Source organism: Ahrensia marina, assembly GCF_001293565.1.
GTDB classification, from domain to species: domain Bacteria; phylum Pseudomonadota; class Alphaproteobacteria; order Rhizobiales; family Rhizobiaceae; genus Ahrensia; species Ahrensia marina.
In genome coordinates, this window is sequence record NZ_JXMU01000018.1 from 1 (window position 1) to 22111 (window position 22111).

A 22111-nucleotide genomic window follows, 5' to 3' on the forward strand; every position below is an offset into this window, starting at 1 on the left:
CCATACCGTCCATCATGCCGTTTTCCATCATTTGTAATTCCTTGCTCTTTTATGTTAATTAGCCTGCACAACAAGATAGCTTTTTAATGTCCAAATCGAAGGTTTGTGCAGCAAGCTTGAGGCCTTCCACGGTTGTTAGATATGGGAAAATCATCGACCCAAGCTCTTCATACGTCATGCCTGCCTTAATTGCAAAAACCGCCGTTTGAATGCTGTCCGACCCTTCGGGCGCTAAAATGTGTGCGCCAAGCAGGCGTTTCGTTTCGCCGTCAGCGACCAGTTTGATGAGGCCGCGTGTGTCACGGGCAGCCAATGCGCGAGGCACGTTGTCGAGTGTGATAACAGAGGTGCGAACGTCAACGCCTTGTTGCTTTGCTTGCGCTTCAGTGAGGCCAACACTGGCAATCTGCGGGTCGGTGAAGACCACAGCGGGCATGGCGGAATTGTCGTAGGAAAGCGAGCTGCTGTACATGGTATTTTTGGCAGCGATTTTTGCGCCATAAGCGGCCATGTAGACGAACTGGTCATGTCCCGTGACATCACCCGCCGCATAGACGTTTTCGCGTGTGGTGCGCATTCGCTCGTCGATTTTCACACCACCAAGCGGGTTTATGTCGATGCCGGCAGCGCCAAGATTGAGGCTTTCGATATTGGGAGCGCGCCCCGTTGCGATTAAAACCTTCTCGGTTGAAATTTCACGAGGCTTGCCGTCATGTTGAACAGTAAGGACAACAGAGCCGCTGCGTTCTTCAATGCGGTCGTAGGAAATCCCGCTAATGAGCGTGATGCCTTCATTTTCAAAATATTCAGTGAGAGCTTTACCTATTTCAGGTTCTGCCTCTGGCAGAAGGCCACGGCGACTAATGATTGTTACCTTTACCCCTGCCCGTGCGAACATTTGAGCGATTTCCGCGCCAATATAGCCTGCCCCAATTACCAAGAGCGATTCAGGCAGTGTTTCCAGTTCAAGGGCGGTCGTGCTTGTGAGGTATGGGATGCTTTCGATGCCTTCGATTGACGGCAGAGCAGGCCGCGTTCCCGTAGCAATGATGACCTTGTTGGCATCGATGATATCTCCGCCAACCGAGAGCTTTCCGTCTTCGAAAAACGCTGCTTCGCCTTCGATATAGGAAACGGAATCGTATGCTGGCAGCAGGTCGCTGTATTTCGCTTTGCGAAGGTCATCGACCAGTTCTTGTTTTTGTTGCACTGCGGCTTGCCAATCGGTCACCTTTGCCGAGGCTTCAATGCCGTCGAAACGGTCAGCGGCTTTTGCAATGTGCAGAGTTTCGGCGGCACGTATTAGAGCTTTTGACGGAACACAGCCAACATTGACGCACGTTCCCCCGATTGTGCCGTAGCCAATGAGCGCGACTGTCGCCCCTTCGTCGGCTGCCGTAATCGCTGCCGAAAATCCTGCCGACCCTGCGCCGATAACGGCAACGTCGAATTTCTGATTGGTGCTCATGATGCTTGCGCCTTTGTCTTGCGCCATACGGCATAGATTGTGATGCCGATGAAGATTGCGAGCGCGGGTAACAGCACGATGTCGAGATAGCCGACGATTGCCGATAGGCCGACCGCGCCAAGCAGCACGACAAGAACGGTTGTGAAGCAACACAGAGCCGCAATGACGGTGCCGATTATCCCTGTTGCCAATAGTTTGTTGTTCGTCATGATTGTTGCCTCAAAATTTCCCAGAGGGAGCGTGCAACGTCATCTTCCCAAAGTGGCGCGGTGAGTGCGCCGAGGAAAACGAGCGTTGCAATGCTGGTTAGAATTAAGCCGCTACGGTTACCGCGCAGGCCACATGGAGAACGCCACAGACGCAGCCACGACCACGCAACGGCAATGCCGACAGCAAGCAAAATAATTTCTCGGTAGCGGACGAATGGCCCCAAGAATGCCAGCCATGAACCGCCAAAGCCAAGGATAGACAGCCCCAACGGCAAAATGCAGCATGAGGCTGACAGTGCAGCAAGCACTATGGCTCCGCCCGTAAGGGCAGAGTCGGCCCCAAGATTTTGAGTCTTTGGCGGTGAAATTGAGTGTTCCGTTCGTTCCATTTTTCAACTATAACACCTGTAGTAACTACAGGAGCAAACGAAAAATGGGATGGCCTATCGGGAAAGCATCGGAGCTTAGTGGGGTAGGTATTGAAACCATTCGCTATTATGAGCGGGAAGGCATTACCCCACAGCCAGACCGCACGGCTGGCGGTCGCCGAGATTATGACTCTGGAACCGTTGCGAAGCTGCGATTTGTAAAACGATGCAGAGAGCTTGGTTTTTCGATTGCAGCCATCAAAACGTTGCTGAAACTATCTCATTCAGATGATGCCACCTGCGAAGAAGCGGGCAAAATAGGGCAGCAAAACCGCGTTTTGGTGCGTGAGAAAATCGCAGACCTAAAGCGAATGGAGAGGGCATTAGATGAACTTGTTGCATCTTGTCGTAAAGGCCGAACAGATTGCCCTATGCTTCAAAAGCTTTTCGCTGATTAGGCAGAGCCGAGTGTCGCATAATTGAATGTATGGATTTGCTCACATTTTTGGACGTGCCGCAAACGATGCCTTTGCCAACTATTCAGACATCTGCGGCATATGAATTTCTAGCACTCCTCTTTTGCCATCTCTGCGTCCCACTTGAATTATGAGATCAATGGTCTGCTTGGCGTAATCGACGACATCAGCTCTAGTCAGTCTGACCCCTGTTTGCATGACCATGAGCGCTATTCGTTCAAGTGCTAAAGCAGGGCTATCGGCGTGAATGGTCGATATGGAACCGGGATGGCCAGTATTGATGGCCTCAAGAAAATTGTAAGCTTCAGCGCCTCGAAGTTCCCCAACGATTAATCTGTCTGGTCGCATGCGCAAAGAACTCTCAAGCAGCTTTGCCGTCGTTCTATCCGACCCTTCTCGACGACTGGCGACCATAGCAACTACATTGTCGTGAGTTGGGCGCAGTTCGATTGCATCCTCAATTGTGATTATACGTTCTTTCTCATGACACAAATTCAAAAGCGCTCGAGCAATTGTTGTCTTGCCAGATGATGTCCCGCCAGAGATTAAAATGTTCAGGCGATTGTCGACGGCCGACTTGAGGAATTCTGCGAGGTCTTCATCCCGAAGGTGTTGCTTCATTCCTTCTTTAGACCAATGACGGACTGCGTCGGTATCGATGCTTTCTCCACGTACATACTTGATCTCACTAGCATCCAAGACGCGAGAGACGTATTTGCGGATTGAAAGCGAAACACCCTTCTCAATGGCTGGTGGCACAACAACTTGGACCCGTACATCATTGCCGAACACAAAGACCCGGCCCGATACGATCGGGTGATCTTCGCCCAGTGCATTTCCAGTGTCGCCAGCAAGATTACTTCCTAGTGAATGGATTTCATGCTCAGACATTTGCACGTCTGTCACTTCTTCCATGTGGGCCTTGTTCGTGTATTCGACAAAAATGCGGTCATCTGGGTTGATAACCACCTCGTTGACGTCGTCGGAGACCAACAATGCTTCAAGGGGCTTCAACCCTTGTTCCGCATAGCTATTCACGCTCTCATTCATGAGAAGATCAAATCCTGATTTACCAACACATTCATCTGCGTGCCTTGTGGAATACGAATGATTGGAGGGAGCTTCAGATACTCTTCCAGAACATCTTCGGTTGTGTCTTTCAGATCGTCGGACACGTCCTGGGCGACACCTGTGGCAGCCTGCGTTGAAGAATTGTTTCCCGTCGCCTCATCATTGGCCAAGAAAGAGGGGATGGCTGAGATGGAAGTGATCAAAACGGCCGTGCCAAACCTTTGGAAGAACCGGCTATCGACATTGCCAGCCTGTCCGCCACGACCCAACCGATCAATGCCGGTTGCAGCCAGCTTTACGGACTTGCCTTCCGGCGTGATGGCTCGGTTCCAAGCAATTAACACTCGCTTCTGTGCAATTGATATCTTCGGATTGTAGGTGCCAATCAGCCGCGTGCCGGCAGGCATCAGAATGTTCTGACCATCGAAGGAATAAACAGGTCGCATCACCTGCGCACGGATATTACCAGGCAACTCACTGTTTATGGCCGTTTCCAATATCGCTGAGATTATCGTGCCTTGAACGATGGTCTTGGATATATCTTCAAGATCAGAGGCACGGGCGGTTTCAAAACCTTGGCTGGCCGCAGATTTGAGGAACTTCTCATTGTCCGACAGTTCGCGAACGCCGGTCTCTTCCTCTTTGTTGCCTGAAACAGACTTTCCTTCTTCGGATTCATCAAAGACATTTCCATCTGAGCGAACGCGTTCCAAAAGCTCGGCCTCGCGGGCCGCTCGACGCTCTTCCAAAAGTTTGCGGAGACGTGCTCTTTCTTCCGCCTCCAAACGCAGACGCTCTTGTTCTGCAAGTTCTGCAGCAGTCGGACCTGTTGGAACTTTTGTCTGGGCTTTGAGCGCTTCAAGTTGGGCTTTCAGCAATTGCTCACGGGTTTCAGCCTCGGCACGCAATGCAGCAGCCTGCTGATCCAGAAGCTTTTTGATGTCCGCGCTAGTAGGACCGCCTTCAGGTGCTGGGCGATTGGCAATATCCCTCAATGCCTTTTCCAAAGCATCAATTCGAGCTTTGGCTTCCGGATCAAGTTCAGCGGGTTTGGGGTCGGCTTTGGGAACGACGACATCGACAGCTGCTTCGGGAGCTTTCACATCCAGATCAGGCTGACGGACGATTTGGGTAGAGATACCACTGCTGTCGAGCTTAGATGTTTGCTGTATGTCTTCGGAGGAGGACGTGCCAAATCCGAGCAATCGCCGTGCCTCATTGGGAAAGACAACGAAGACAGCTGCCAATGCCATCAATATTATAAAGAAGAGGATTGCCCATACCGGTGAACCCCGGCGCTGAGCGCCGGACATACGTTCTCGCCGTGCTTTCAGGCGGTCATTATCTTCCACGTCGATTGTATCGTCTGCCATGATTTATCCAAACACGCCTTTGACGACCTTCGGGCCGTTGTGAATGCAGATCGCATCTGGGCCGATGCGCACGGTCCAATCCTTCTCAACACCGTCAACGATGATCTGGCGTCCCGATGTGCGTGAATTGACGATGTATTCTTTGCCGCCCTTGCCGACTTTGAAAATGCCGGGGAGAGGGCCGTTTTCGGGGAAGGTGAAAAAGGTTTGCTTGCCGTTATCAAACACTTCAATCGGGGCGAATTCAGCGCTTCCAGCTATGTGATAATCAAAATTGCGACCGCGTTTGGATCCACTGGCGGCGCCATATTCAGACACAACGGGTGTTGGGTATTTGAAGGTGGTTCTGAAATTGTGGTTCTGGCGATGACCAGCTTTGCCACGATGAGCGCGTAGCTCAAAGGAATAGACTCGGCGATCTGTGTAAACCGTCATATTGGTGACGGCATCCACATTCAGCGGCTTTATGGATATGACATCGCCGCGCTTAAGCCGGATGATTTGCCAAGACGCGCTGTCGCCGACTTGAATGCTTTCAACGACCTCATTTTTTCCAAACTGCACCGTCGAGATAAAGTTGGTGTGCATATCCAATCGATACACGGTGTTTTCATTGTAGACGAATTGTTTGATCCTGCCATCAGCGGGCAAAGGGGCAGGGCGTTGCTCAGCTAGCCCAGAAATTGATGATGCAAGGAGAAGCCCCAATGTGGCCGCTACGATTTTCTTATTCATTGTAAAGCCTCTCTGTCTGTCCCGTTGGTTTGTTTTCTTGGGCTTAGTGTTTCTGCGTCTACGCGGTAATTTGTGACGATAAATCCAAACGGGTTTTTCCAAACGGCCTGAAGGTTTCGCTCCACTTTTGGCTGGAATGCAAAACCGACCGTTGCCACGAAATCACGCACGATCGGCTGTTCCCCTTCGGTCTCAAGTGATTTTCGGAAGCGCACTTGAGCCGTTCCCTCCGTGAGCAATGTGATGGAGATGATCTCCACTGACAGCCGGGATCTTGTCGTGTAAATATTGGGTGGGTAGTTCTCATTGCCGCGGGTCCAAAGGGCAACGAGTGAGGACCGCGCCTGTTCTTCGGAACGGGTCAAAACATCTGGAATACGTGTCTCATTGTCGGCAATGTCATAGGTTTCCCGATCTGTGACATAACTAACGAGTTCAGCTTGGCGCACCGCTTCTTGCTCGGCCAGTGAGACAGGACGGACCTGCACGACCTTTTCAGCCGCGCCTGTGGTTTTGTCGACCATCACCACATAGGGACGGATTTCCTTCAAAGGTAGCAATGACAGCACTGCGACCATGCAGACAACTGCCATGGTTAGCGCCAGCAGAGCAACAAGCATCCAACGATTGCGCTGTGAACGAAGTTGGAAGAAGACCTCATCCTCAAAAGTGTATGCTGTCTCCTCAGCGGTTCGCTTTGACATTCTCGCCCCAACCCATTTCTTTTTTTAAGTCTTGTTGTTTTTGGAAGGTCATTTGCGCCCCCCATTCAAACCAGCTTGTGTTCTTGCTGCATCCGGTTTTGAAGCGCCGCCAGAAGCACCGCCTTGTGAAGCATCAAAGGCTGCAGCCTTCTTGTTGGCTGATGACGAAGCGCCTCGACCACCTGGTTGAAAGAATGAGGGATCGCTAAAGCGTTGACGATCACGGCTCATGCGCGTCGCTTGCGTCACAAAGGCTGCTGTTTGAGCTACCCGGCCACCGCCATTCTCGCGAACATTGTCTGCCGCCTGTCGCCCTGCATCGACACGGGCGACACCGCTGTAAGCAGCTCTGACCGGCGCGGTTGCCGTGTTTGCAATATTGCGATAAGCAGCGCGCGCCTCAGCAATACCTGTACCCGTTGTGACGATCGTTCCTGCAAGCCCGGTGACGAGGCCTGGGATGTTGAACATCATGAAGATTGCAGCAAAAATTACGATGATGAAGCCTGCGGCTTGAGACATCTCCGAAGCAACTCCTACGCCACCCGCTAAGCTCTTTCCGACACCTATTACGGCACCCATAACTCCAGCCAGTACCAAGGGAATGAGAGCAAAACCGATTGTAAAACGGGTCCAAGATTCAAAGAGGCTTTTAGTCGCTGAGAATAAGAGGCACGCGATGAAAACTGGAGCGAATGAGACTGCCATTGCCAGACCGACTTTGGCCAAAGCCGAAACAAGAATGGCAACACAGGCCATCAATGCGCCAAGAACGATGAGCACGACAGCAGTAAGGCTGATGCCCAGCCAACCGCTCTCTTCATTAGCTCGATCTGAGAAGTTGAAAATCTCAGTGACCATTTCGTCCATGGCCAAGTTGAGGTTAGGGGCACTCGTTGCTGAAAGAAGTGCGGCCCCGATATTGCCAGGCGTGTTGGTCAGAATATTGTAGATCGGTTGAAACTGCGACCATGTGGTCGCGACCGAGAGGATGAGAACATATCGAACGCCCCAAGTGAGGTAGCTCGACATTCTGATCGGGACGAATTGCATAATTGCATTGGCGGCAATCAGAACCAAACCAACCAGTCCGCCAGCTTGAATCATTGTTGTCACCGGGCCAGCAAAGTCCGTGAACACGGACTGCGCATAGCTAGCAATCGCGGTATCGATGAGTGTCAGAGTATCGTTGATGTGGGTCGCCATGGCAGAGCAGTTTTCCTACCGTTTCATCACCCCAAGAGCTTCGCATTGCTTTAGAGCGGCCTCACGCGGTCGTTCTTTAGCTCGCTGCTTTTGGAATTCGAGTTGAAATGGTCGGAGTGTGGCGGGATCCATTGAGAAGTAACTCTCAGGGACCATATCCTTTATGGCTGACCAGTCGCGCCGACCTTGCATGCAGGTGAAATCTGCGGACTTGCCTGCGGCAGCTGCCTTACATGTTCTGACGATTTCCTCGTCCTCCCATTTTTCGGCGTACTGTTTCACGATGACTGACATGGTCTTGTTGTGACTAAGCTTATTGACCGCGGACACCGCTCGCTCGTTCAGAAATGGAATTCTTTCACAATGAAAATTGCCATGATCAGCTAGCGCAGAGCCTGGGTGAATTGAAATGACGGTTGATGCAATGAGAATGGGGGGTTTGAGCTTCATTCTAATTGTCTCCGGTCTTCATGAAGTTGCGCGACGCTTGCCCATCACGGGCAGTTTGTAGCGCCTGCATGCCGGTAGCATTGGTTTGTGCAGATTGTACGCGCAGCAGTTCCATGAGCAGCACTGCGACCTCTGCGTTCACTCTGGTGTTAAAGTCGACACTGGCCTTGAGGTCAGATGTGGAATCGATCTGATCAACAAGTGAATTGATCCGACCAACCGCGTCATTGGCGCGCTTGTAGCTGTCTTCTGCCGTTGCAACGGCGGCCAAACCGGACCCTGCAAGCGATGCTATCGCTTTATCGGCAGCGACATCTGAACTGGCGAAGTCGGCAAGATCATCGAGCTTAAAGCGCGTTTTCAGATCAGAGATAACTGACCGCATATTGCCTATGTTGCCAGCAATGGCGTTGCCGCTGATGGCACCATCAACAATGCCCTTGAGGTCATCTGCTGCCTGTCTCGCAGCTTTTTCGGCCGTGCCGTTCAATATGCTCGAAATGCCCTTGGCTCCTGTTATTGCGGTCAGTTGCTGCTGAAGGTTCGCCAATTGGTCCTTCATTGTTGTCAACTGCTTTAACTGCTCCTCATAGTCTTTGATTTGCTGTTGAAGTTGAGCAATGACCTGGGCAATCTGGGATGTGTCGATGACAGGGATGCCCTGCGAAGAAGCGTTCGATACAGGGAACATAGAAAGCGATATAACTAAAGCAGTACGGGCGAGAAACTTCTTCATGTCACAGCCTTTCCACTCTCTTGGATTTGCTTGTTGAGGGGTTTGTAATCGCAGGCGCATGGTGAGGTGTATTCGGTCGGAATAGACGCACATCCGGAAAGAGCTGCGATAGTTACGAGTACAAGTGTAAGCTTCTTTTTCATTGTGTGAGGTCCTTCCAGAATTCGGGGATTTCTCTCCAGCCTTCGGGCGCAGTTTCACCTTTTCCGCCACCCAGTATGGGCAAGAGCGGTCCAAGAGCATGAAGGTCCATGTCTATGATTGTGCTGTCATCGCCTGACTGCATAAGGGCCAATCGGTGACCAACACTGGATTGCATGAGAAAGTCTCGCTCGCGATCTGTGAGATTGAGGGGGGCAAGTTCAGCTTCGGTATTTCTATTCGATGGATAGACTAGCCTGGTTACGACGCTTTCGATTATCGCGCCACCAGCCGCGCTCTCGGAGATATGAGAAACGCGCTGTGTGAGAAGCAAGACCGCAACGTTCTTCTTGCGCATCGTCAGCATCCAGTCTTTCAAGCGAGACTGGAAATACGGATCATCAAGGAGCTTCCATGCTTCATCCAGGACAAGCAGGGTAGGGCGTTCGTCTTCAACGATGCGTTCAATGCGTCTGAACACGTAAGAGAGCCAAGCCGTTCTCACATCATCATTGTCAAAAATCTCTGATAGGTCGAATGCGACGATGTCGTTTTCAAAACCAAGACTGTCTTTACCCTTGCCGTTGAAGAGCCACTCAAACTGCCCACCTTTATCCCAACGACCAATGCGGGTGTGCAGGTCTTTGCCATCATCGACAGCACGAAGCTGAGTGCGAAAATGGGAGATCGTTTGAAGGTTCTTTGCAGCCTTGGCGTTGTCACGAGTGGCTTTGGCCAGCGCATCAATCTGCACGGGAGACAATTCGCCACCCTTAGGCTTCAATATGGCTTCAAGCCAGTCTGTCAACCACGCAGCACCACGTTCATCGCTTTCGGCTTCAAACGGATTAAAACCGGTATTTTCGCCCATCTTCACTGGAGTGTAGTCACCGCCGAGCGCGCGGATAGGCATCTCCAAGCCCTGATCTTTGTCAAAGACGATAATGCGTGTGTTTAACCGTCTGGCTTGAGCCAGAAGAAAAGCGGTGCCGAGGGTTTTGCCTGAACCTGTTTGGCCCAAAACAAGCGAATGACCAACTGTGCGTTCCCCTTCACGGCCGGCTAAGTGGAAGTTGAACCGATAGGGTTCGCCATTTCCGGTTGGTAGAACAGTAATGGCTTCTCCCCATGGCGAGAGAGCTTTATCGCGCCCTCTTGCCGCACCGTGTAACGCACCAAGCTCCGCAAAGTTTTGGGAGGAAATCATGGAAGCCCTGGTGCGATACGAATAGTTGCCGGGTTGTTGAGCAAAGAATGCCGCGCGGGCCGCAAAGTTCTCGCGGATCATCGAGCCACCGATGCTCGTAATTGCGCGCGTGATCATGCCAAGTGTATCGTCCAGTTCGGCTTCGCTATCGGCATAGATCGCTATGGTGCAATGGTGATTGCCGAAAGCGACCCTGCCAGAAGCCTGATCATCGGCGGCTTCTTCAAGCTGCATCTGTAAAGATCGGGCTGCATCTTCAGCGGCGGCCATTTGGCGCGCCACACGTTGAATCTTCTGCAGCGCCTCAATCTTCTCAGCTGGCGTGAATGAATTCGTCACAACCATGTCGGCTGCAAGATCAAGGCCGTCCAAAATGCCCGCGAATGTTGAGCCGGGATAATCCTTTAACGTGACGATCGCACCATATTTGGTGTTTTGCGAATGAGATCCAAAAACTGTGAAGGCATCGCCTTGGAATTGCAGAGCAGCGTTGGCAATCAGGTCATTGATCGGCGTGAACTGCCGACCCGGCACAATTGGACTAAACTCTCCGCTGATTGTAGCTCGCAGTAACCCTAGCCATTCACCGCCAGAAACCGTCATGCGTCGAGGATTGGTTCGCGCCAATGTTTCCATAATGGCGGACACGACTTGATTGAGGCGAACAACACGCTTTTGCAGCTGTTCTTCCGTGTGTCTTTTGCCGCCTGAGAGCTTCGCCCAAAGGCCAACCACTTTCGAAGGACGGATCGTAATTGTTACCAAGGTGGTTCTGTGTCTCAGACCTGCAACGCCGAGATAGGACTGCCACCGGTCATCAACGGTTTGGGCAAATGGCTTGTCATCATTGACCTGGTCAAGTGATGGCGATGTTCGCGTGGAAATCCGATGAACATAAAAGCCAACATCGGGCATTTGCTGAGCTACAAGAGAGGAAAATGCACCTGCAATCTCGGCAATCTCGAGTTCATCAGCCGTAGACGCGGAAAGACCATCAACAGCGAAAGACGCCATGACGTCACCATCTCGCAACAGGATTGTCTGATCATCAATTGCTGTAATGTAGGGGAGTCCTCGAGCGAGGAGCTCTTCACTTTCACGCCCCTGTTCTTTGATGGACTGTCCGGCAAGCGTGGCGCGGCTATCAAGCACCATAAATCACCCCCTTGCCCTTGAAATAGGAAGCGGTGAAAGGGGTCACTCTGATGACCGTGAAGATCACATCGAAGATGCGTGAATCATAGGCTGCAAGCAGACGTAATGCGATGTAGCCAACAATTGCGCTCACTCCGAAATAAATGAGCGACAATGTCGCGATGAATCCACCAACAACGACCAGCATCAAGATGATGACATAGGTCATGGGCAAACCCATCAACGACACCGGCCGCGTCAAACCTTTGAAGAGGGGTGTGTTCAAGACCTGCTGCTCCTAGAACCCGGCTAGAATTGTGGCGGCGCCGAAAAGGATCACAAGTCCCACGACGACTGATCCGGCGTACAGCCAGTTCATGCGTCCTGTAAGAAACAGAATCCCAACAGCCGCCAAAGCGACCAGACCAAGTGCTCTTCCTACGGGACCGGTGAGGGCGGTGCCGATGGATGTGAGCATCGTTGTTACCGGCGACAAATCTTGCGCAGCTGCTGGCGAAATGACGACGAATGTGGCGAGCATTGCGAAAAAGCTGGCTCTTAAACATGGGGCCAATACCGAGTTCAAAATTCCCATACAGATACATCTCCTTCGAGGTGTTGTTCTTTTCTGTCTTGTTTCAAAGCGGGTTTGGTCGTTGCCACTTCGGAAGAGGCGGCAACGGGAAAATCAGGAAGACCAACGACTTTGAGATTGCCGGCGATATAGCTTCTAGTTTCGGGGAAGGGCGGTATGCCACCATATTGCTCGACCCTCTGCGGTCCCGCATTGTAGGCTGCTAGCGCTAGATCGAGTGATCCAAATCGTTCAAGTAATTGCGTGAAATACCGAGCCGAACCAATCAAATTCTGTTTGGGATCAAACGGGTTTTCGACCTTCAGATCCGCGGCAGTCTCCGGCATGAGCTGTCCGAGGCCTTGTGCGCCTTTGGGTGAAAGTGCTTTGGGATTGAAGCTGCTTTCAGCATTGATGAGTGCCTCAAATATTTCCACGAAAGTGAGTACGTCTAACCGAGCTTTGTGAACACCGGTGGCACCGGAAAACGTCAGTGCAATATCACGGGTGAGCTGTTTCAGCGCGGACTTGTCTTTATCATCGTTTGACAAAGCGCCTGGCACAGATTTGGGCGCAGCGGGCTTCGCCTCTGTAATCGTTAACTGGCCATCACTTCCAAACTCAATGACCGTGGCAATTGCCATAGTCGCACCAGCACAATTGAGGGCGGCAGCATGCAAACCAAGACACAAGCTTGATCCCAAACGTTGCATTGCTGAACCCCATGAGATGGACATGGTTATCTCTTTTCCCTGAATTAAAGAAGCGCCAAATTTTCCTAGGAAAACTCGGACGCTGCGATGTGCTGAATTCTGGGAATATTGAAGTGTTTATTTACAATAAAGTCAATACAAACAATAACTTAAGTGACATTAGCAGAATTGTGCTTGGCGGGTTTGATCCTGACAATCGAGATGAAACAAGGGTTTGAGTGGCACTCAAGCTCCGAGTGCGTAAGTCGACCACAAACAAAGTCGTTGTGAACAAGTCGTAGTAGCATTCTCTCTTTGCGACATCTTCAAATTTAGGTTAGTGAATTGGTGCGCTTGAGAAAAAGTCAGGCGTGGGGCTTCGTAACCTCACAATCACTGCATCCGGTTTCGGCCGGGTGGCAATGGCGCATGTCCAAGGCTTCGGCCCAAAGGTCATTGCGCATGACCAGCAGTGGGCATGTTACGAACACCCGGCTATTACGCTGGGCGCCTCTTTCACAACACGGTGTGCTGGGAGGTCTCATATGCAAAGTGAACCATCATCCAATAACGACCGGTCAAGTGACCGACGACGGCTCATTGAGAAGGTAAACGATCGTCTACATGTCGACGATATTGCTGAAGCACTCCGAGAAATCGGTCGATATATGGACAAATACGAGCTGGAAATCCCATCCAGTCTGTTAGAGGAATACACTGTTGCTGGACGGCTAAAGCTGAATGCTTGAGCTCTAAGCTCGCCTTGTTAAAAATGTTCCATAAGATAGATTATGTGACAAAAGTCGCACTTCGGCGAGAACCCACCGGTAAGAGCCTGGCCAGTTAGTGCTCAGTCTCACAAAGACCATGATCAGCAAGCGTTTCAATTACAGCGCAATTGGCAATATTGCCCGCACCGCATTTCGACAGCCGTTTTAGCTCTCGTTCTAGCCGTTTCAATTTGGAAATTCTTTTCTGCACATCGGCAAGATGCTGTACGGCGATATTGTGCGCATCATGACAAGGCTTTTCAGGATGTTGGCTCAAACTGAGCAAGTCTTTAATATCTTCAATGGAAAAGCCAAGATCACGGGAGTGCCGTATAAACGACAAACGGCTTAACCCGTCTTTTGTATATCGGCGTTGATTACCTTCTGAACGCTCTGGCGCGTCAATCAAACCCATTTCTTCATAATACCTGATAGTCGGAATTTTTACACCTGTCCGCTTGGAAAGTTCACCAATTGAATACATTTAAAAGACCTCTTGAACCTATAACTACTAGAGAGTTTATAAAGCGTGGAAACAAAATGTGAAAGGCTTTAAATGAGAAATCCTCCCCTTGCCCAACTGGCATTCTGCTTCGCATTAGCGGGCAGTCTTAGTGCGTATATACCAATTTTGAATTTCTACTCACCAAACTGGCTAGTCGCTCTTGAAGTCATTGCCGGAGTGGCCTTCCTGCTGCCAGCTGTCTTTAGCTTCATACGGCATAAAACAACCGTAAACCCGCAATCACCAAATGAAGCATCTACACTCGTGATCGATGGCATCTTCGGCATAAGCCGAAACCCAATTTATGTTGGCATGCTACTTTTACTGTTAGCCTTTGTACTTTGGCTGGGCGCACTGAGCTCTTTCATTGCTGTGGCAATTTTTTACATCTCCATAGACCGATTTCAGATCCGTGTTGAGGAACAAAGCCTTCGCGAGAAGTTTGGCGAAGCATTTGACGAATATTCAGTGCGCGTACCGCGCTGGCTGATTTTTAAGAAAGGGGTTTGATGATGACCATTGAAATTTATATCGCTACTTTGGCTGCAGGATTGATAGCGGGCGCCTATATGCTTGGTATGCTGGCATGGTCTGCCGTATATCCTGAAAAGCGAACCTGGCCGCCTGAACATGCAACCAAGGGCATCAAATTTCGTGTCTGGTTTATGACTATTCTGATATTTGCCGCAGCCTTCATGCTTGGGGTTTTAGATTGGAACCGCTTCGAGGGGCCTTCAACAATCAGATGGGGCATCGGCGTGCCACTCATTGTTATAGGTAATATCGCTGTTTGGAATGGCGTATTCAAAATTGGTATGGACGCTACAAGTGGCGAAGCCACGGGACTTAAAACGGATGGTCTTTATCGCTGGTCTCGTCATCCACAATATGTTGCCGACATCACAATCCTGTTGGGTTGGGGGGTATTGGCAGCTTCGCTGTGGGCTTTGCCTGTTCTAGCGATCGGCTTCGCAGTCCTGGCAGTTGCACCTTTCGCCGAAGAGCCTTGGTTGGAAGAGGTTTATGGCGATAACTATCGGTCATATCGAATGCGCGTACGGCGTTACATCTAGTCCAGAGAGACTACCAAACTGGAATAGCTGCGCTTCAAATCTCTTGGGCGAAGCTACGCTAAGCGGAGCGACCGTCGGTAGCTTTGTTCATAAGAAATCATTAAGTTCAGTCATTTCCGATTTTTTGCTTGAACCTCAAGCAGCTAGAGGTCGTAGAAATGGAGGACATACTAAAAGTTGGAGAATTAGAATATGATTTTGGAAAAATACGAGTGGACTGTCTCAGGCATGGACTGCGCCTCTTGCGCTTCCAAAATTACCAAAGCTGTCGAGCGATTGCCAGGCGTAGGCACGGTCAATGTATCCATCATGTCAGAGAAACTGAAAGTTGATCTTGATGAAGATGTGGGAAATCCCGAGGCAATTGAGAGGACAATTAAAAAGCTGGGCTATGGCGTAACCCGCCAGAGGCAGGTCGGTTCTGATATAGTTGAAAATGCAGAAGCCTATAGCGAAGACCAAGATCATGATGAACATTCAGATTCGCCGCGGCATTCGCATGATAAGCCCGAAGATCGTGGCAAGAGCTGGTATCAAACAGCCAAGGGCCAATTGGTTATCGGCACGGGCCTCCTTCTCGCGATTGCTTGGGTCGTTGAGCTTAGTGCAGGTGCAGAACTAGGAAAATGGGGATTTGTCGCAGCTTGTTTAATTGGGTTAATTCCGGTTGCGCGTAGAGCTTTTGCTGCTTTGGCAACGGGTCAATTTTTCACCATAGAAATGTTGATGACAATAGCTGCAACAGGCGCTTTGTTCATCGATGCTGCAGAAGAAGCCGCCCTAGTCGTGTTCCTGTTTGCTGTTGGCGAGCTACTTGAGGGTGTCGCTGCAAACAAAGCACGTGATGGCATTCGCGCGCTGGCGCAATTGGTGCCGAAGACAGCCCTTCTTGAGATAGATGGAACGACAAAGGAAGTCCCTGTAGCAGCGTTGAAAATTGGCGAAATTGTTTTGGTGCGCCCAGGTGATCGCGTTCCTGCTGATGGTGAAATCATATCAGGGTTCGGCGGTTTAGATGAAAGTCCTGTCACCGGGGAGAGCATACCCGTTGCAAAAGAGCCAGGCGATGAAGTCTTCGCTGGATCCATCAATACGGACGCAGCTCTGCGAATAACTGTAGCGAAAACAGCGCAAGACAACACGATATCTCGAATTATTCAGCTTGTAGAAGAAGCAGAGTCAGCTCGCGCACCGACCGAACGCTTTATTGATCGTTTCAGTCGTTGGTATATGCCTGCAATCGTTATTGCGTCCGCCCTTGTCGTTGTGATTCCTCCCCTAGTTTTTGGAGAAGCATGGGATACATGGATTTATCGTGGTCTGGCTTTGCTTTTAATCGGCTGTCCATGCGCACTCGTGATTTCTGTGCCAGCTTCCATCGCTTCTGCTCTATCATCTGGTGCGAAAAAAGGTCTTCTATTTAAAGGTGGTGCTGTTATTGAAGCAGCTGCGAAAACCGAGCAAATTGCCTTTGATAAAACCGGCACTTTGACCTACGGTCGGCCTGCAGTGACCGACATTGTAAAGCTAGGCGATTACACAAACGATGCAATCTTGGAAATCGCTGCCGGCGTAGAAGCGGGCTCCAGTCATCCTCTGGCCACAGCCATTTTGAAAAAAGCTGAATCCGAAAATGTATCCATACCCCATTCTTCAGGCTCTAAAGCGCTGATGGGTAAGGGAGTGGAAGCAATCGTTAACGGCACGCACGCATGGGTCACAAGCCCCAAATATGCATTTTCTAATAAGGTAATCGATGACGAAGTAATGGAAATAGCGGCCTCTCACGAGCGAGACGGCAAGACTGTTGTTGTAGTCTACCGTAAAAATGAACCGCTCGGGTTGATTGCGATGCGCGACGAGCCGCGCAAAGACGCTGCCGACGCGATCGCTCAAATCAAGGAACTCGGCATAACCCCGATAATCTTGACTGGCGATAACGAGCGAACAGCTGCTGCAATTGCCGGTGGATTAGGGATGGAATTTCGCGCAGGCATGCTGCCGAAAGACAAGTTAGAGCACATCGGTACATTGAACCTTGCCGGCAGTGTTATGATGATCGGTGACGGCATCAATGACGCACCTGCATTAAAGCAAGCAGCGGTAGGCGTCGCCATGGGATCCGGTACAGATGTTGCACTCGAAACTGCCGACGCCGCAATTTTGCGAGACAGGGTTACTGACATACCAGCAATGATCCGTATGTCGCGTGCAACCATGGCCAATATCAGGCAAAATGTTGCGATAGCTCTCGGGTTAAAGGCTGTGTTTCTTGTAACAACAGTGCTGGGTATGACAGGACTGTGGATTGCAATTTTGGCAGATACGGGGGCGACTGTACTTGTGACGATAAATGCATTGAGACTGCTAGGATATAATCCCTCCAAAAACGATGCGAACTAACAACCAGGAGCAGATAGGGACACAAGATTTGGACTATGTTCTGAGATGTACCGGAACATGCTATTTTAACGGCTCGCTGCAACAGTACTGGCTTAATAAAAAGGACTTCGAAATGGTAATGACTCGACGTAGTTTGATGATGGGATCGGCAGCAATCTTTTGTGTTTCTGCTACGAAAGCGGTGAGCAACACCAGGCCGAAGATACATGTCATCAAAGGTCGCGGTTGCGGTTGTTGTTCAGCTTGGGCTGATTTGCTCGCCGATCAAGGGTTTGAAGTAACTTCCGAAGAGCTACATCCTGCGGACCTAATCCAATTAAAACTTAAAAAAGGTGTCCCGCAGGAGCTTGCCTCATGCCACACCGCAGAGATTGATGGCTATTTTATTGAAGGCCATGTGCCTTCGGTGGATATTTGGAGATTGATTTCAGAACGCCCAGACGCGCTTGGTGTCGGCGTAGCTGGCATGCCTTATGGATCACCAGGAATGGGGCCGGAAGACAAACGTGAACAATATGATGTCGTCTTATTCAAGAAGGATAACACAACAGAGATATTCAATTCATATGCCTCAGCGAACTAAGAAACATGTCGAATTTTTGATTGGATCGTTTCTCGCCAAATGACAAATAAATTTGTTCGCATCATCGAAGTCGACATAATCCGTGGAATGGCAATCCTCGGCGTGGTCATCTTCCACGTCGTGTGGGATCTCGAATTTACCGGATTTATTTCTGGCTTTGCCTTTCATCCGATTTGGCTTGGATTTGGCAAGTCTCTAGCGGGAACTTTTATGTTTCTTGTGGGTGTCAGTCTTGTCTTAGCGCACGCGCAATCGTTCAAGAAAAACGCGTTCCTCCAACGACTGCTATTAGTTGCGTTGGCAGCGTTTCTTATTAGTGCAGTTACTTGGTTCGCATTCCCAAATAGTTTCATCTATTACGGAATCTTGCATGCTATTGCCGTAGCGAGTTTGATTAGCTTGCTCTTTTTAAGACTGCCCGTATATTTGATCATACTTGCAGGAGTGATATCATTGCTACTTCCGCAATGGTTTAGCTTTGAAACCTTTGATACACGCTGGCTTGCATGGACTGGGCTTTATAACGTTGCCCCAAGCAGCAACGATTTTGTGCCACTTTTCCCGTGGGTTGGCCTCAGCATTTTAGGCGTTGCCTTTGCAAAATTCGTAAATTTACCGAAACGAAGTAGTGCGCTATCGTCAAAGACGAGAAACCGCCCAATTGTGAAGTTTATCGCATGGGCGGGACAAAAAAGCTTGCCAATTTACCTCCTACATCAACCGATACTCTTGGCGCTCATTATCCCGCTTTCGTGGCTATTTGTCGCCTAAATTTTCATTCATTTAGGTAAGAACGGATCGGATAATGCTGCCTTTGGCCTGCTGACGGGAACCTTAGTTGAGGATGTGCGCTTTGACAAAAAGTCAGCTCCCTTCTGTGACAATATACTTCGATAGATCGGGTGCATTCCGCCATCGGAATATGCGTAGGTTTTTGTGTATCCCTCGTCCAACAGTGTTGCGACCTTGCTTAAATCGTTGGCTGTCTTTGATGCCACCATTTCTGGTTCCGGTGCAAACGTCGGGCAGCTTCCCATAGCGCTAGCGGGCAACTGCCCCTCTACTGGCGAGCCAAACCGATAACGTCCTTCGCAAAAGTTGAACTTGGGCGGCTCTTTAGTGACCTCGAAGTGATCATATCCTTTTTTTAAGTCCAGCCAGAAGTCATAATTTGGGTTGCTGCTATACGCAGCTAAGTTTTCCGGTTCCATTCGGAATGGATATGATTGAACTTGAAACGCAGTTTGCCCGCCTTTGAGCGCATCACGTACAATAGAGTATAGCTCTGCAACATATTCATCTGAGATCGCAAAACAGCCAGAAGACGAACAGGCTCCATGCACCATTAGTGCAGAGCCCGTATATCCCTTTGCCTTTTCAAGCTTGTTGGGGAATCCCAAATCGAAGGATAAGTAGAACTGCGAGTTGGGGTTAAGCCGGCTGTAGTTTACCTCGTAAAAACCCTCAGGTGCTTGGCGATCGCCCTCGGCTTTTTTGGGACCAAGCTGTCCAGACCACCGACACATTGGATACGTGCGCAGAAGTGCATACTTGCCCGTACTATCTTGTTTCCAAAGCTCCAGCTCGCTTTCCTTTTTGAAGATTCTAACCAGAACAGGAGCTTTCACGGACATGTTCTTCTCGCGCATGTCTGTTCGGACCTTGGCGGGAATCGCAACTGAGCCTCGATTAGAAAGATCGAGTGTACTGCTCACACATCCTGATATAGCGGCGGTCGTTAACATCAGCAGAGAGATACGCAGTCCGTTCCGAATATTCATATCAGATCGCCTTTTTCACGCACTATAATCAGCTGCGTCGATAAATAAGTCACAGTACAACAAGTCGGTTTTTTCCTGACGCACGCCCATAGAGGTCAATGACGTCGTGGTTTATCATTCTGACACAACCGCTGGATACGGACTTCCCGATCGTCCAAAATTCCGGTGTGCCATGAATACGATAAAGTGTGTCTTTTCCATCCTGGAAAATATAAAGCGCCCTTGCTCCCAAGGCATTGCCTAATCCTGGCGGCTGACCACCATTCGCCGCACTCCACTTTTCAAGCTCAGGCTGTCTTGAAATCATTTCTGCTGGCGGTGTCCACGTAGGCCACTTTTGTTTCCATTGGATTACGCCTTCGCCAGACCATTCGAAGCCTTGGCGCCCCAAGCCTACACCGTACCGCATCGCCTTCCCATTTGCTTGCACCAAATGTAGGTAATATGAACTTGTATCAACAATGATTGTGCCAACAGGATACTTGGTCGGAAAACTCACCTCCCGGCGCCAAAACTTTCTTGGAACACGGTCAAGATCAATCCCGGGAATAGGAAACCGTTCCTTCGGTAACGGGCCGTACATTGACTTATAATTTGAAGGAACACTCGGTTCACTTCTTACCGTTGGATCCAAGGCTTCGGTGGTCGTTGAGCATGCGGCAAGCGGCATAATAGACAATGCAGCCGAACCGGTTAGAAATTGGCGTCTTTTAATCATGATATAAACTTTAAATTGTGCCGCAACCAACATCGGAGGTTACGGCTATTAAATGAATTTTGATCGGCTCTAGTATCTAGATGACCACTACTTGCGCCCCGAGTGAAACACGCTCGTATAAGTCTTCAACATGGGCGTTGATCATACGAATACATCCATTGGAAACTGACTGACCGATTGATGAGGGCTGAGTGGTTCCGTGAATTCGGTATAATGTGTCTCGTCCATTTTTGTATAAATACAAAGCCCTTGCGCCCAACGGATTTTTGGGGCCGCCGGGTACGCCGCCAGCAAATTTTGCATATTTCTGCGGTTCGCGCTTGATCATGTTTTGAGTTGGCGTCCAACGCGGCCACTTTGCCTTGCGAGCAATAGTAGCTTTGCCTTTGAACCTGAGGCCCGCACGTCCTACTCCAATACCGTAACGCCGAGCTTTACCGTTTCGAAGTTGAAGATAGAGAAAATGGTTTTTAGTATCGACCACAATAGTACCCGGCTTGTAACCAGAGTATTTTACGGTTTGCGGCTGATATTTAGAAGCTACATTGGCATCTTTTTTGTACGCAAACGCGGTAATTGGTTTAAATGATAGTGTTGTCGCGGCTAAGCCGCATAGAATAGATCTGCGAGAAAGCATTGAATGTCTCCAAAAGTAAATGAAAGTCCTCCGGACGTGCCGGTATTGATGAACCCGACTTAAACTTTTGGAGGGCGTAGCAAGTTGAAAAAATTTTCAGAAAGCACGATTTCAAAACCTATCGTATTTTCAATATGTGATGTGATGACGAAATCCTGTCCTACTTCATCAGGCATCATGAATACTGCGTGCGTTAAGCAGTGTTCATTACTGTCGGCATCAATATCAAGTGACTGTGGACTTGCAAAATCTGTTTCAGCTACAACGGTCGAAGAATGCCCAACATCTTTGATGGACGGATGCTCAAAGGCCGCCTTTGCTGCATGCATAGAAAAAATCATACTTGTTAGAAGCATGAGCGCACACAATAGAACATTTGAGCTTTTTAAAACCATGAAGTCTCTATACCGCGATTATGGTCAACACGCAGTAAACATTTGCGTGAAATAGATTTTGAGTTTTTGCAGACTAATTCTGTTGCAGTTTTGGCACAATTCCTATTTGGCGAACTCATTTTCCATCGAGCAATCCATGGTGATGATCTGTAGGAGGGGTGCCAAACGGTAAAACACTTGCGGATGCTTCGACTGGCTGCCCGTCGACAAATTTAAACAGCATACGGAGCTTATCGGCGTTAGCATTATTGAGTACAGCAGCATCGACAATAAGACGAAATGAATCGGCCTTAGCGGTAAATTCGCTTTTTGGTGGAATCACTTTTGGCATAGAGACGTTTTGCCATTGTAAGTTTCCATCTAGTTCTATTGATTTTTGAAGAGTGAAAATTAGACCGGATTGATTGGTAATTTTGGCTAAGTAGATACCCCGTTCGGTGCCGTTCCAAATGGTGAAATACGCTTGTGCATTCGGCGCACCTCGCAATGGTCTTATTATTTCGAGGTGTTCGAGCGCTATAGTATCATTCAACATCAATTTTGAGTCCGAGGCTGTATGGCCTGCCCCAGTTGACAACATCAGGAACAGCAGGGCCACAAAGCGACTGACGCCGAACTTGGATTTCATTTCTAATTCCCATCTGTCGATATCAACGGGTGCGGTGTCGCTGATTGACACTAGCAACCAATTCGGCCTGATAT

The 22111-nt window shown here is 49.7% G+C and carries 26 protein-coding genes; 6 read left to right on the forward strand and 20 right to left on the reverse strand.

Features of this window, described 5'->3' with window-relative positions; all coding sequences use genetic code 11:
* Window positions 1-58 precede the first annotated feature (58 nt).
* From merA to SU32_RS12305, 3 genes are read right to left on the reverse strand one after another with little or no spacing between them, the layout of a single operon-like run.
* Window positions 59-1468: a mercury(II) reductase gene (gene merA, locus SU32_RS12295; RefSeq protein ID WP_053999678.1), complete on the reverse strand. Its 1410-nt coding sequence runs from the start codon at window positions 1466-1468 to the stop codon at window positions 59-61.
* A complete protein-coding gene (gene merF / locus SU32_RS12300; protein WP_053999679.1) occupies window positions 1465-1677 on the reverse strand; it encodes a mercury resistance system transport protein MerF in 213 nt (70 codons plus the stop codon). The genes merA and merF overlap by 4 nt, the downstream gene beginning before the upstream one ends.
* Window positions 1674-1985: a hypothetical protein gene (locus tag SU32_RS12305; protein WP_053999680.1), complete on the reverse strand. Its 312-nt coding sequence runs from the start codon at window positions 1983-1985 to the stop codon at window positions 1674-1676. The genes merF and SU32_RS12305 overlap by 4 nt, the downstream gene beginning before the upstream one ends.
* Window positions 1986-2044: 59 nt before the next feature.
* On the opposite strand from SU32_RS12305, the gene SU32_RS12310 reads away from it, so the two are divergent.
* Window positions 2045-2503: a MerR family transcriptional regulator gene (locus SU32_RS12310; protein ID WP_211097762.1), complete on the forward strand. Its 459-nt coding sequence runs from the start codon at window positions 2045-2047 to the stop codon at window positions 2501-2503.
* A gap of 78 nt (window positions 2504-2581) precedes the next feature.
* Here SU32_RS12310 and virB11 read toward each other — a convergent pair whose 3' ends face one another.
* The 12 genes from virB11 to SU32_RS12375 form a co-directional block, all read right to left on the reverse strand.
* Window positions 2582-3571 carry a P-type DNA transfer ATPase VirB11 gene (gene virB11 / locus SU32_RS12315; protein WP_053999682.1) on the reverse strand — a complete coding sequence of 330 codons (990 nt, stop codon included), beginning with the start codon at window positions 3569-3571 and terminating at the stop codon, window positions 2582-2584.
* Window positions 3568-4965, reverse strand: a complete 1398-nt coding sequence (locus tag SU32_RS12320; protein WP_053999683.1) for a TraB/TrbI/VirB10 family type IV secretion system protein — start codon at window positions 4963-4965, stop codon at window positions 3568-3570. Before SU32_RS12320 ends, virB11 begins: the two co-directional genes overlap by 4 nt.
* A gap of 3 nt (window positions 4966-4968) precedes the next feature.
* Complete coding sequence (locus SU32_RS12325) at window positions 4969-5700, reverse strand: TrbG/VirB9 family P-type conjugative transfer protein (RefSeq protein ID WP_053999684.1); 732 nt, start codon at window positions 5698-5700, stop codon at window positions 4969-4971.
* Window positions 5697-6404 (reverse strand): VirB8 family type IV secretion system protein, encoded by a 708-nt coding sequence (locus tag SU32_RS12330; protein ID WP_053999685.1) that lies wholly within the window; start codon window positions 6402-6404, stop codon window positions 5697-5699. The genes SU32_RS12325 and SU32_RS12330 overlap by 4 nt, the downstream gene beginning before the upstream one ends.
* A 48-nt stretch (window positions 6405-6452) precedes the next feature.
* Window positions 6453-7610 carry a TrbL/VirB6 family protein gene (locus SU32_RS12335; RefSeq protein ID WP_053999686.1) on the reverse strand — a complete coding sequence of 386 codons (1158 nt, stop codon included), beginning with the start codon at window positions 7608-7610 and terminating at the stop codon, window positions 6453-6455.
* 15 nt (window positions 7611-7625) lie between these two features.
* Complete coding sequence (locus SU32_RS12340; RefSeq protein WP_053999687.1) at window positions 7626-8060, reverse strand: hypothetical protein; 435 nt, start codon at window positions 8058-8060, stop codon at window positions 7626-7628.
* 1 nt (window position 8061) lies between these two features.
* On the reverse strand, window positions 8062-8997 hold the full coding sequence (locus SU32_RS12345) for a type IV secretion system protein (protein ID WP_160316313.1): 936 nt from the start codon (window positions 8995-8997) through the stop codon (window positions 8062-8064).
* The gene (locus SU32_RS12350) at window positions 8936-11299 is read right to left on the reverse strand and encodes a VirB4 family type IV secretion/conjugal transfer ATPase (protein ID WP_053999689.1); all 2364 of its coding nucleotides are present in this window, start codon (window positions 11297-11299) and stop codon (window positions 8936-8938) included. Before SU32_RS12350 ends, SU32_RS12345 begins: the two co-directional genes overlap by 62 nt.
* Window positions 11289-11564, reverse strand: coding sequence for a VirB3 family type IV secretion system protein (locus SU32_RS12355; RefSeq protein ID WP_053999690.1), 276 nt, complete (start codon window positions 11562-11564; stop codon window positions 11289-11291). Before SU32_RS12355 ends, SU32_RS12350 begins: the two co-directional genes overlap by 11 nt.
* Window positions 11565-11576: 12 nt before the next feature.
* Window positions 11577-11873: a TrbC/VirB2 family protein gene (locus SU32_RS12360; protein ID WP_053999691.1), complete on the reverse strand. Its 297-nt coding sequence runs from the start codon at window positions 11871-11873 to the stop codon at window positions 11577-11579.
* The gene (locus tag SU32_RS12365) at window positions 11861-12589 is read right to left on the reverse strand and encodes a lytic transglycosylase domain-containing protein (RefSeq protein WP_245625532.1); all 729 of its coding nucleotides are present in this window, start codon (window positions 12587-12589) and stop codon (window positions 11861-11863) included. Before SU32_RS12365 ends, SU32_RS12360 begins: the two co-directional genes overlap by 13 nt.
* 798 nt (window positions 12590-13387) lie before the next feature.
* A complete protein-coding gene (locus SU32_RS12375) occupies window positions 13388-13798 on the reverse strand; it encodes a MerR family transcriptional regulator (RefSeq protein WP_053999693.1) in 411 nt (136 codons plus the stop codon).
* Window positions 13799-13870: 72 nt separating this feature from the next.
* Here SU32_RS12375 and SU32_RS12380 point away from each other — a divergent pair, with 72 nt between their 5' ends.
* The 5 genes from SU32_RS12380 (at window position 13871) to SU32_RS12400 (ending at window position 18649) form a co-directional block, all read left to right on the forward strand.
* Window positions 13871-14329: a methyltransferase family protein gene (locus SU32_RS12380; protein WP_082376710.1), complete on the forward strand. Its 459-nt coding sequence runs from the start codon at window positions 13871-13873 to the stop codon at window positions 14327-14329.
* Window positions 14329-14892, forward strand: a complete 564-nt coding sequence (locus SU32_RS12385) for a methyltransferase family protein (protein ID WP_053999695.1) — start codon at window positions 14329-14331, stop codon at window positions 14890-14892. The genes SU32_RS12380 and SU32_RS12385 overlap by 1 nt, the downstream gene beginning before the upstream one ends.
* A 192-nt stretch (window positions 14893-15084) precedes the next feature.
* A complete protein-coding gene (locus SU32_RS12390) occupies window positions 15085-17295 on the forward strand; it encodes a heavy metal translocating P-type ATPase (RefSeq protein ID WP_053999696.1) in 2211 nt (736 codons plus the stop codon).
* A gap of 28 nt (window positions 17296-17323) precedes the next feature.
* On the forward strand, window positions 17324-17878 hold the full coding sequence (locus SU32_RS12395) for a DUF411 domain-containing protein (RefSeq protein WP_245625533.1): 555 nt from the start codon (window positions 17324-17326) through the stop codon (window positions 17876-17878).
* 39 nt (window positions 17879-17917) lie between these two features.
* Complete coding sequence (locus SU32_RS12400; protein WP_053999698.1) at window positions 17918-18649, forward strand: heparan-alpha-glucosaminide N-acetyltransferase; 732 nt, start codon at window positions 17918-17920, stop codon at window positions 18647-18649.
* An 8-nt stretch (window positions 18650-18657) separates the two neighbouring features.
* On the opposite strand, the gene SU32_RS12405 is transcribed toward SU32_RS12400, so the two are convergent.
* The 5 genes from SU32_RS12405 to SU32_RS12425 form a co-directional block, all read right to left on the reverse strand.
* A complete protein-coding gene (locus SU32_RS12405; protein ID WP_053999699.1) occupies window positions 18658-19659 on the reverse strand; it encodes a L,D-transpeptidase family protein in 1002 nt (333 codons plus the stop codon).
* Between the two features lie 49 nt (window positions 19660-19708).
* Complete coding sequence (locus tag SU32_RS12410; RefSeq protein ID WP_245625534.1) at window positions 19709-20410, reverse strand: L,D-transpeptidase; 702 nt, start codon at window positions 20408-20410, stop codon at window positions 19709-19711.
* Between the two features lie 43 nt (window positions 20411-20453).
* Complete coding sequence (locus SU32_RS12415) at window positions 20454-21014, reverse strand: L,D-transpeptidase (protein WP_053999700.1); 561 nt, start codon at window positions 21012-21014, stop codon at window positions 20454-20456.
* A 59-nt stretch (window positions 21015-21073) separates the two neighbouring features.
* Entirely contained in the window at window positions 21074-21409 is a 336-nt protein-coding gene (locus SU32_RS12420) for a hypothetical protein (protein ID WP_053999701.1), read from the reverse strand.
* 115 nt (window positions 21410-21524) lie between these two features.
* Window positions 21525-22037, reverse strand: a complete 513-nt coding sequence (locus SU32_RS12425) for a hypothetical protein (RefSeq protein WP_144421125.1) — start codon at window positions 22035-22037, stop codon at window positions 21525-21527.
* Window positions 22038-22111: the final 74 nt, after the last annotated feature.

Bases quoted from the DNA above. Each gene is read 5' to 3' on its own strand.
- SU32_RS12415 (WP_053999700.1), bottom strand. From the start codon at position 21,014: ATGCTTTCTCGCAGATCTATTCTATGCGGCTTAGCCGCGACAACACTA.
- SU32_RS12390 (WP_053999696.1), top strand. From the start codon at position 15,085: ATGATTTTGGAAAAATACGAGTGGACTGTCTCAGGCATGGACTGCGCC.
- SU32_RS12375 (WP_053999693.1), bottom strand. From the start codon at position 13,798: ATGTATTCAATTGGTGAACTTTCCAAGCGGACAGGTGTAAAAATTCCG.
- SU32_RS12380 (WP_082376710.1), top strand. From the start codon at position 13,871: ATGAGAAATCCTCCCCTTGCCCAACTGGCATTCTGCTTCGCATTAGCG.
- SU32_RS12400 (WP_053999698.1), top strand. From the start codon at position 17,918: ATGACAAATAAATTTGTTCGCATCATCGAAGTCGACATAATCCGTGGA.
- merF (WP_053999679.1), bottom strand. From the start codon at position 1,677: ATGACGAACAACAAACTATTGGCAACAGGGATAATCGGCACCGTCATT.
- SU32_RS12385 (WP_053999695.1), top strand. From the start codon at position 14,329: ATGATGACCATTGAAATTTATATCGCTACTTTGGCTGCAGGATTGATA.
- SU32_RS12340 (WP_053999687.1), bottom strand. From the start codon at position 8,060: ATGAAGCTCAAACCCCCCATTCTCATTGCATCAACCGTCATTTCAATT.
- SU32_RS12330 (WP_053999685.1), bottom strand. From the start codon at position 6,404: ATGTCAAAGCGAACCGCTGAGGAGACAGCATACACTTTTGAGGATGAG.
- SU32_RS12365 (WP_245625532.1), bottom strand. From the start codon at position 12,589: ATGTCCATCTCATGGGGTTCAGCAATGCAACGTTTGGGATCAAGCTTG.
- SU32_RS12425 (WP_144421125.1), bottom strand. From the start codon at position 22,037: ATGAAATCCAAGTTCGGCGTCAGTCGCTTTGTGGCCCTGCTGTTCCTG.
- SU32_RS12350 (WP_053999689.1), bottom strand. From the start codon at position 11,299: ATGGTGCTTGATAGCCGCGCCACGCTTGCCGGACAGTCCATCAAAGAA.
- SU32_RS12335 (WP_053999686.1), bottom strand. From the start codon at position 7,610: ATGGCGACCCACATCAACGATACTCTGACACTCATCGATACCGCGATT.
- SU32_RS12360 (WP_053999691.1), bottom strand. From the start codon at position 11,873: ATGGGAATTTTGAACTCGGTATTGGCCCCATGTTTAAGAGCCAGCTTT.
- virB11 (WP_053999682.1), bottom strand. From the start codon at position 3,571: ATGAATGAGAGCGTGAATAGCTATGCGGAACAAGGGTTGAAGCCCCTT.
- SU32_RS12405 (WP_053999699.1), bottom strand. From the start codon at position 19,659: ATGAATATTCGGAACGGACTGCGTATCTCTCTGCTGATGTTAACGACC.
- SU32_RS12325 (WP_053999684.1), bottom strand. From the start codon at position 5,700: ATGAATAAGAAAATCGTAGCGGCCACATTGGGGCTTCTCCTTGCATCA.
- SU32_RS12320 (WP_053999683.1), bottom strand. From the start codon at position 4,965: ATGGCAGACGATACAATCGACGTGGAAGATAATGACCGCCTGAAAGCA.
- merA (WP_053999678.1), bottom strand. From the start codon at position 1,468: ATGAGCACCAATCAGAAATTCGACGTTGCCGTTATCGGCGCAGGGTCG.
- SU32_RS12410 (WP_245625534.1), bottom strand. From the start codon at position 20,410: ATGTTGGTTGCGGCACAATTTAAAGTTTATATCATGATTAAAAGACGC.
- SU32_RS12420 (WP_053999701.1), bottom strand. From the start codon at position 21,409: ATGGTTTTAAAAAGCTCAAATGTTCTATTGTGTGCGCTCATGCTTCTA.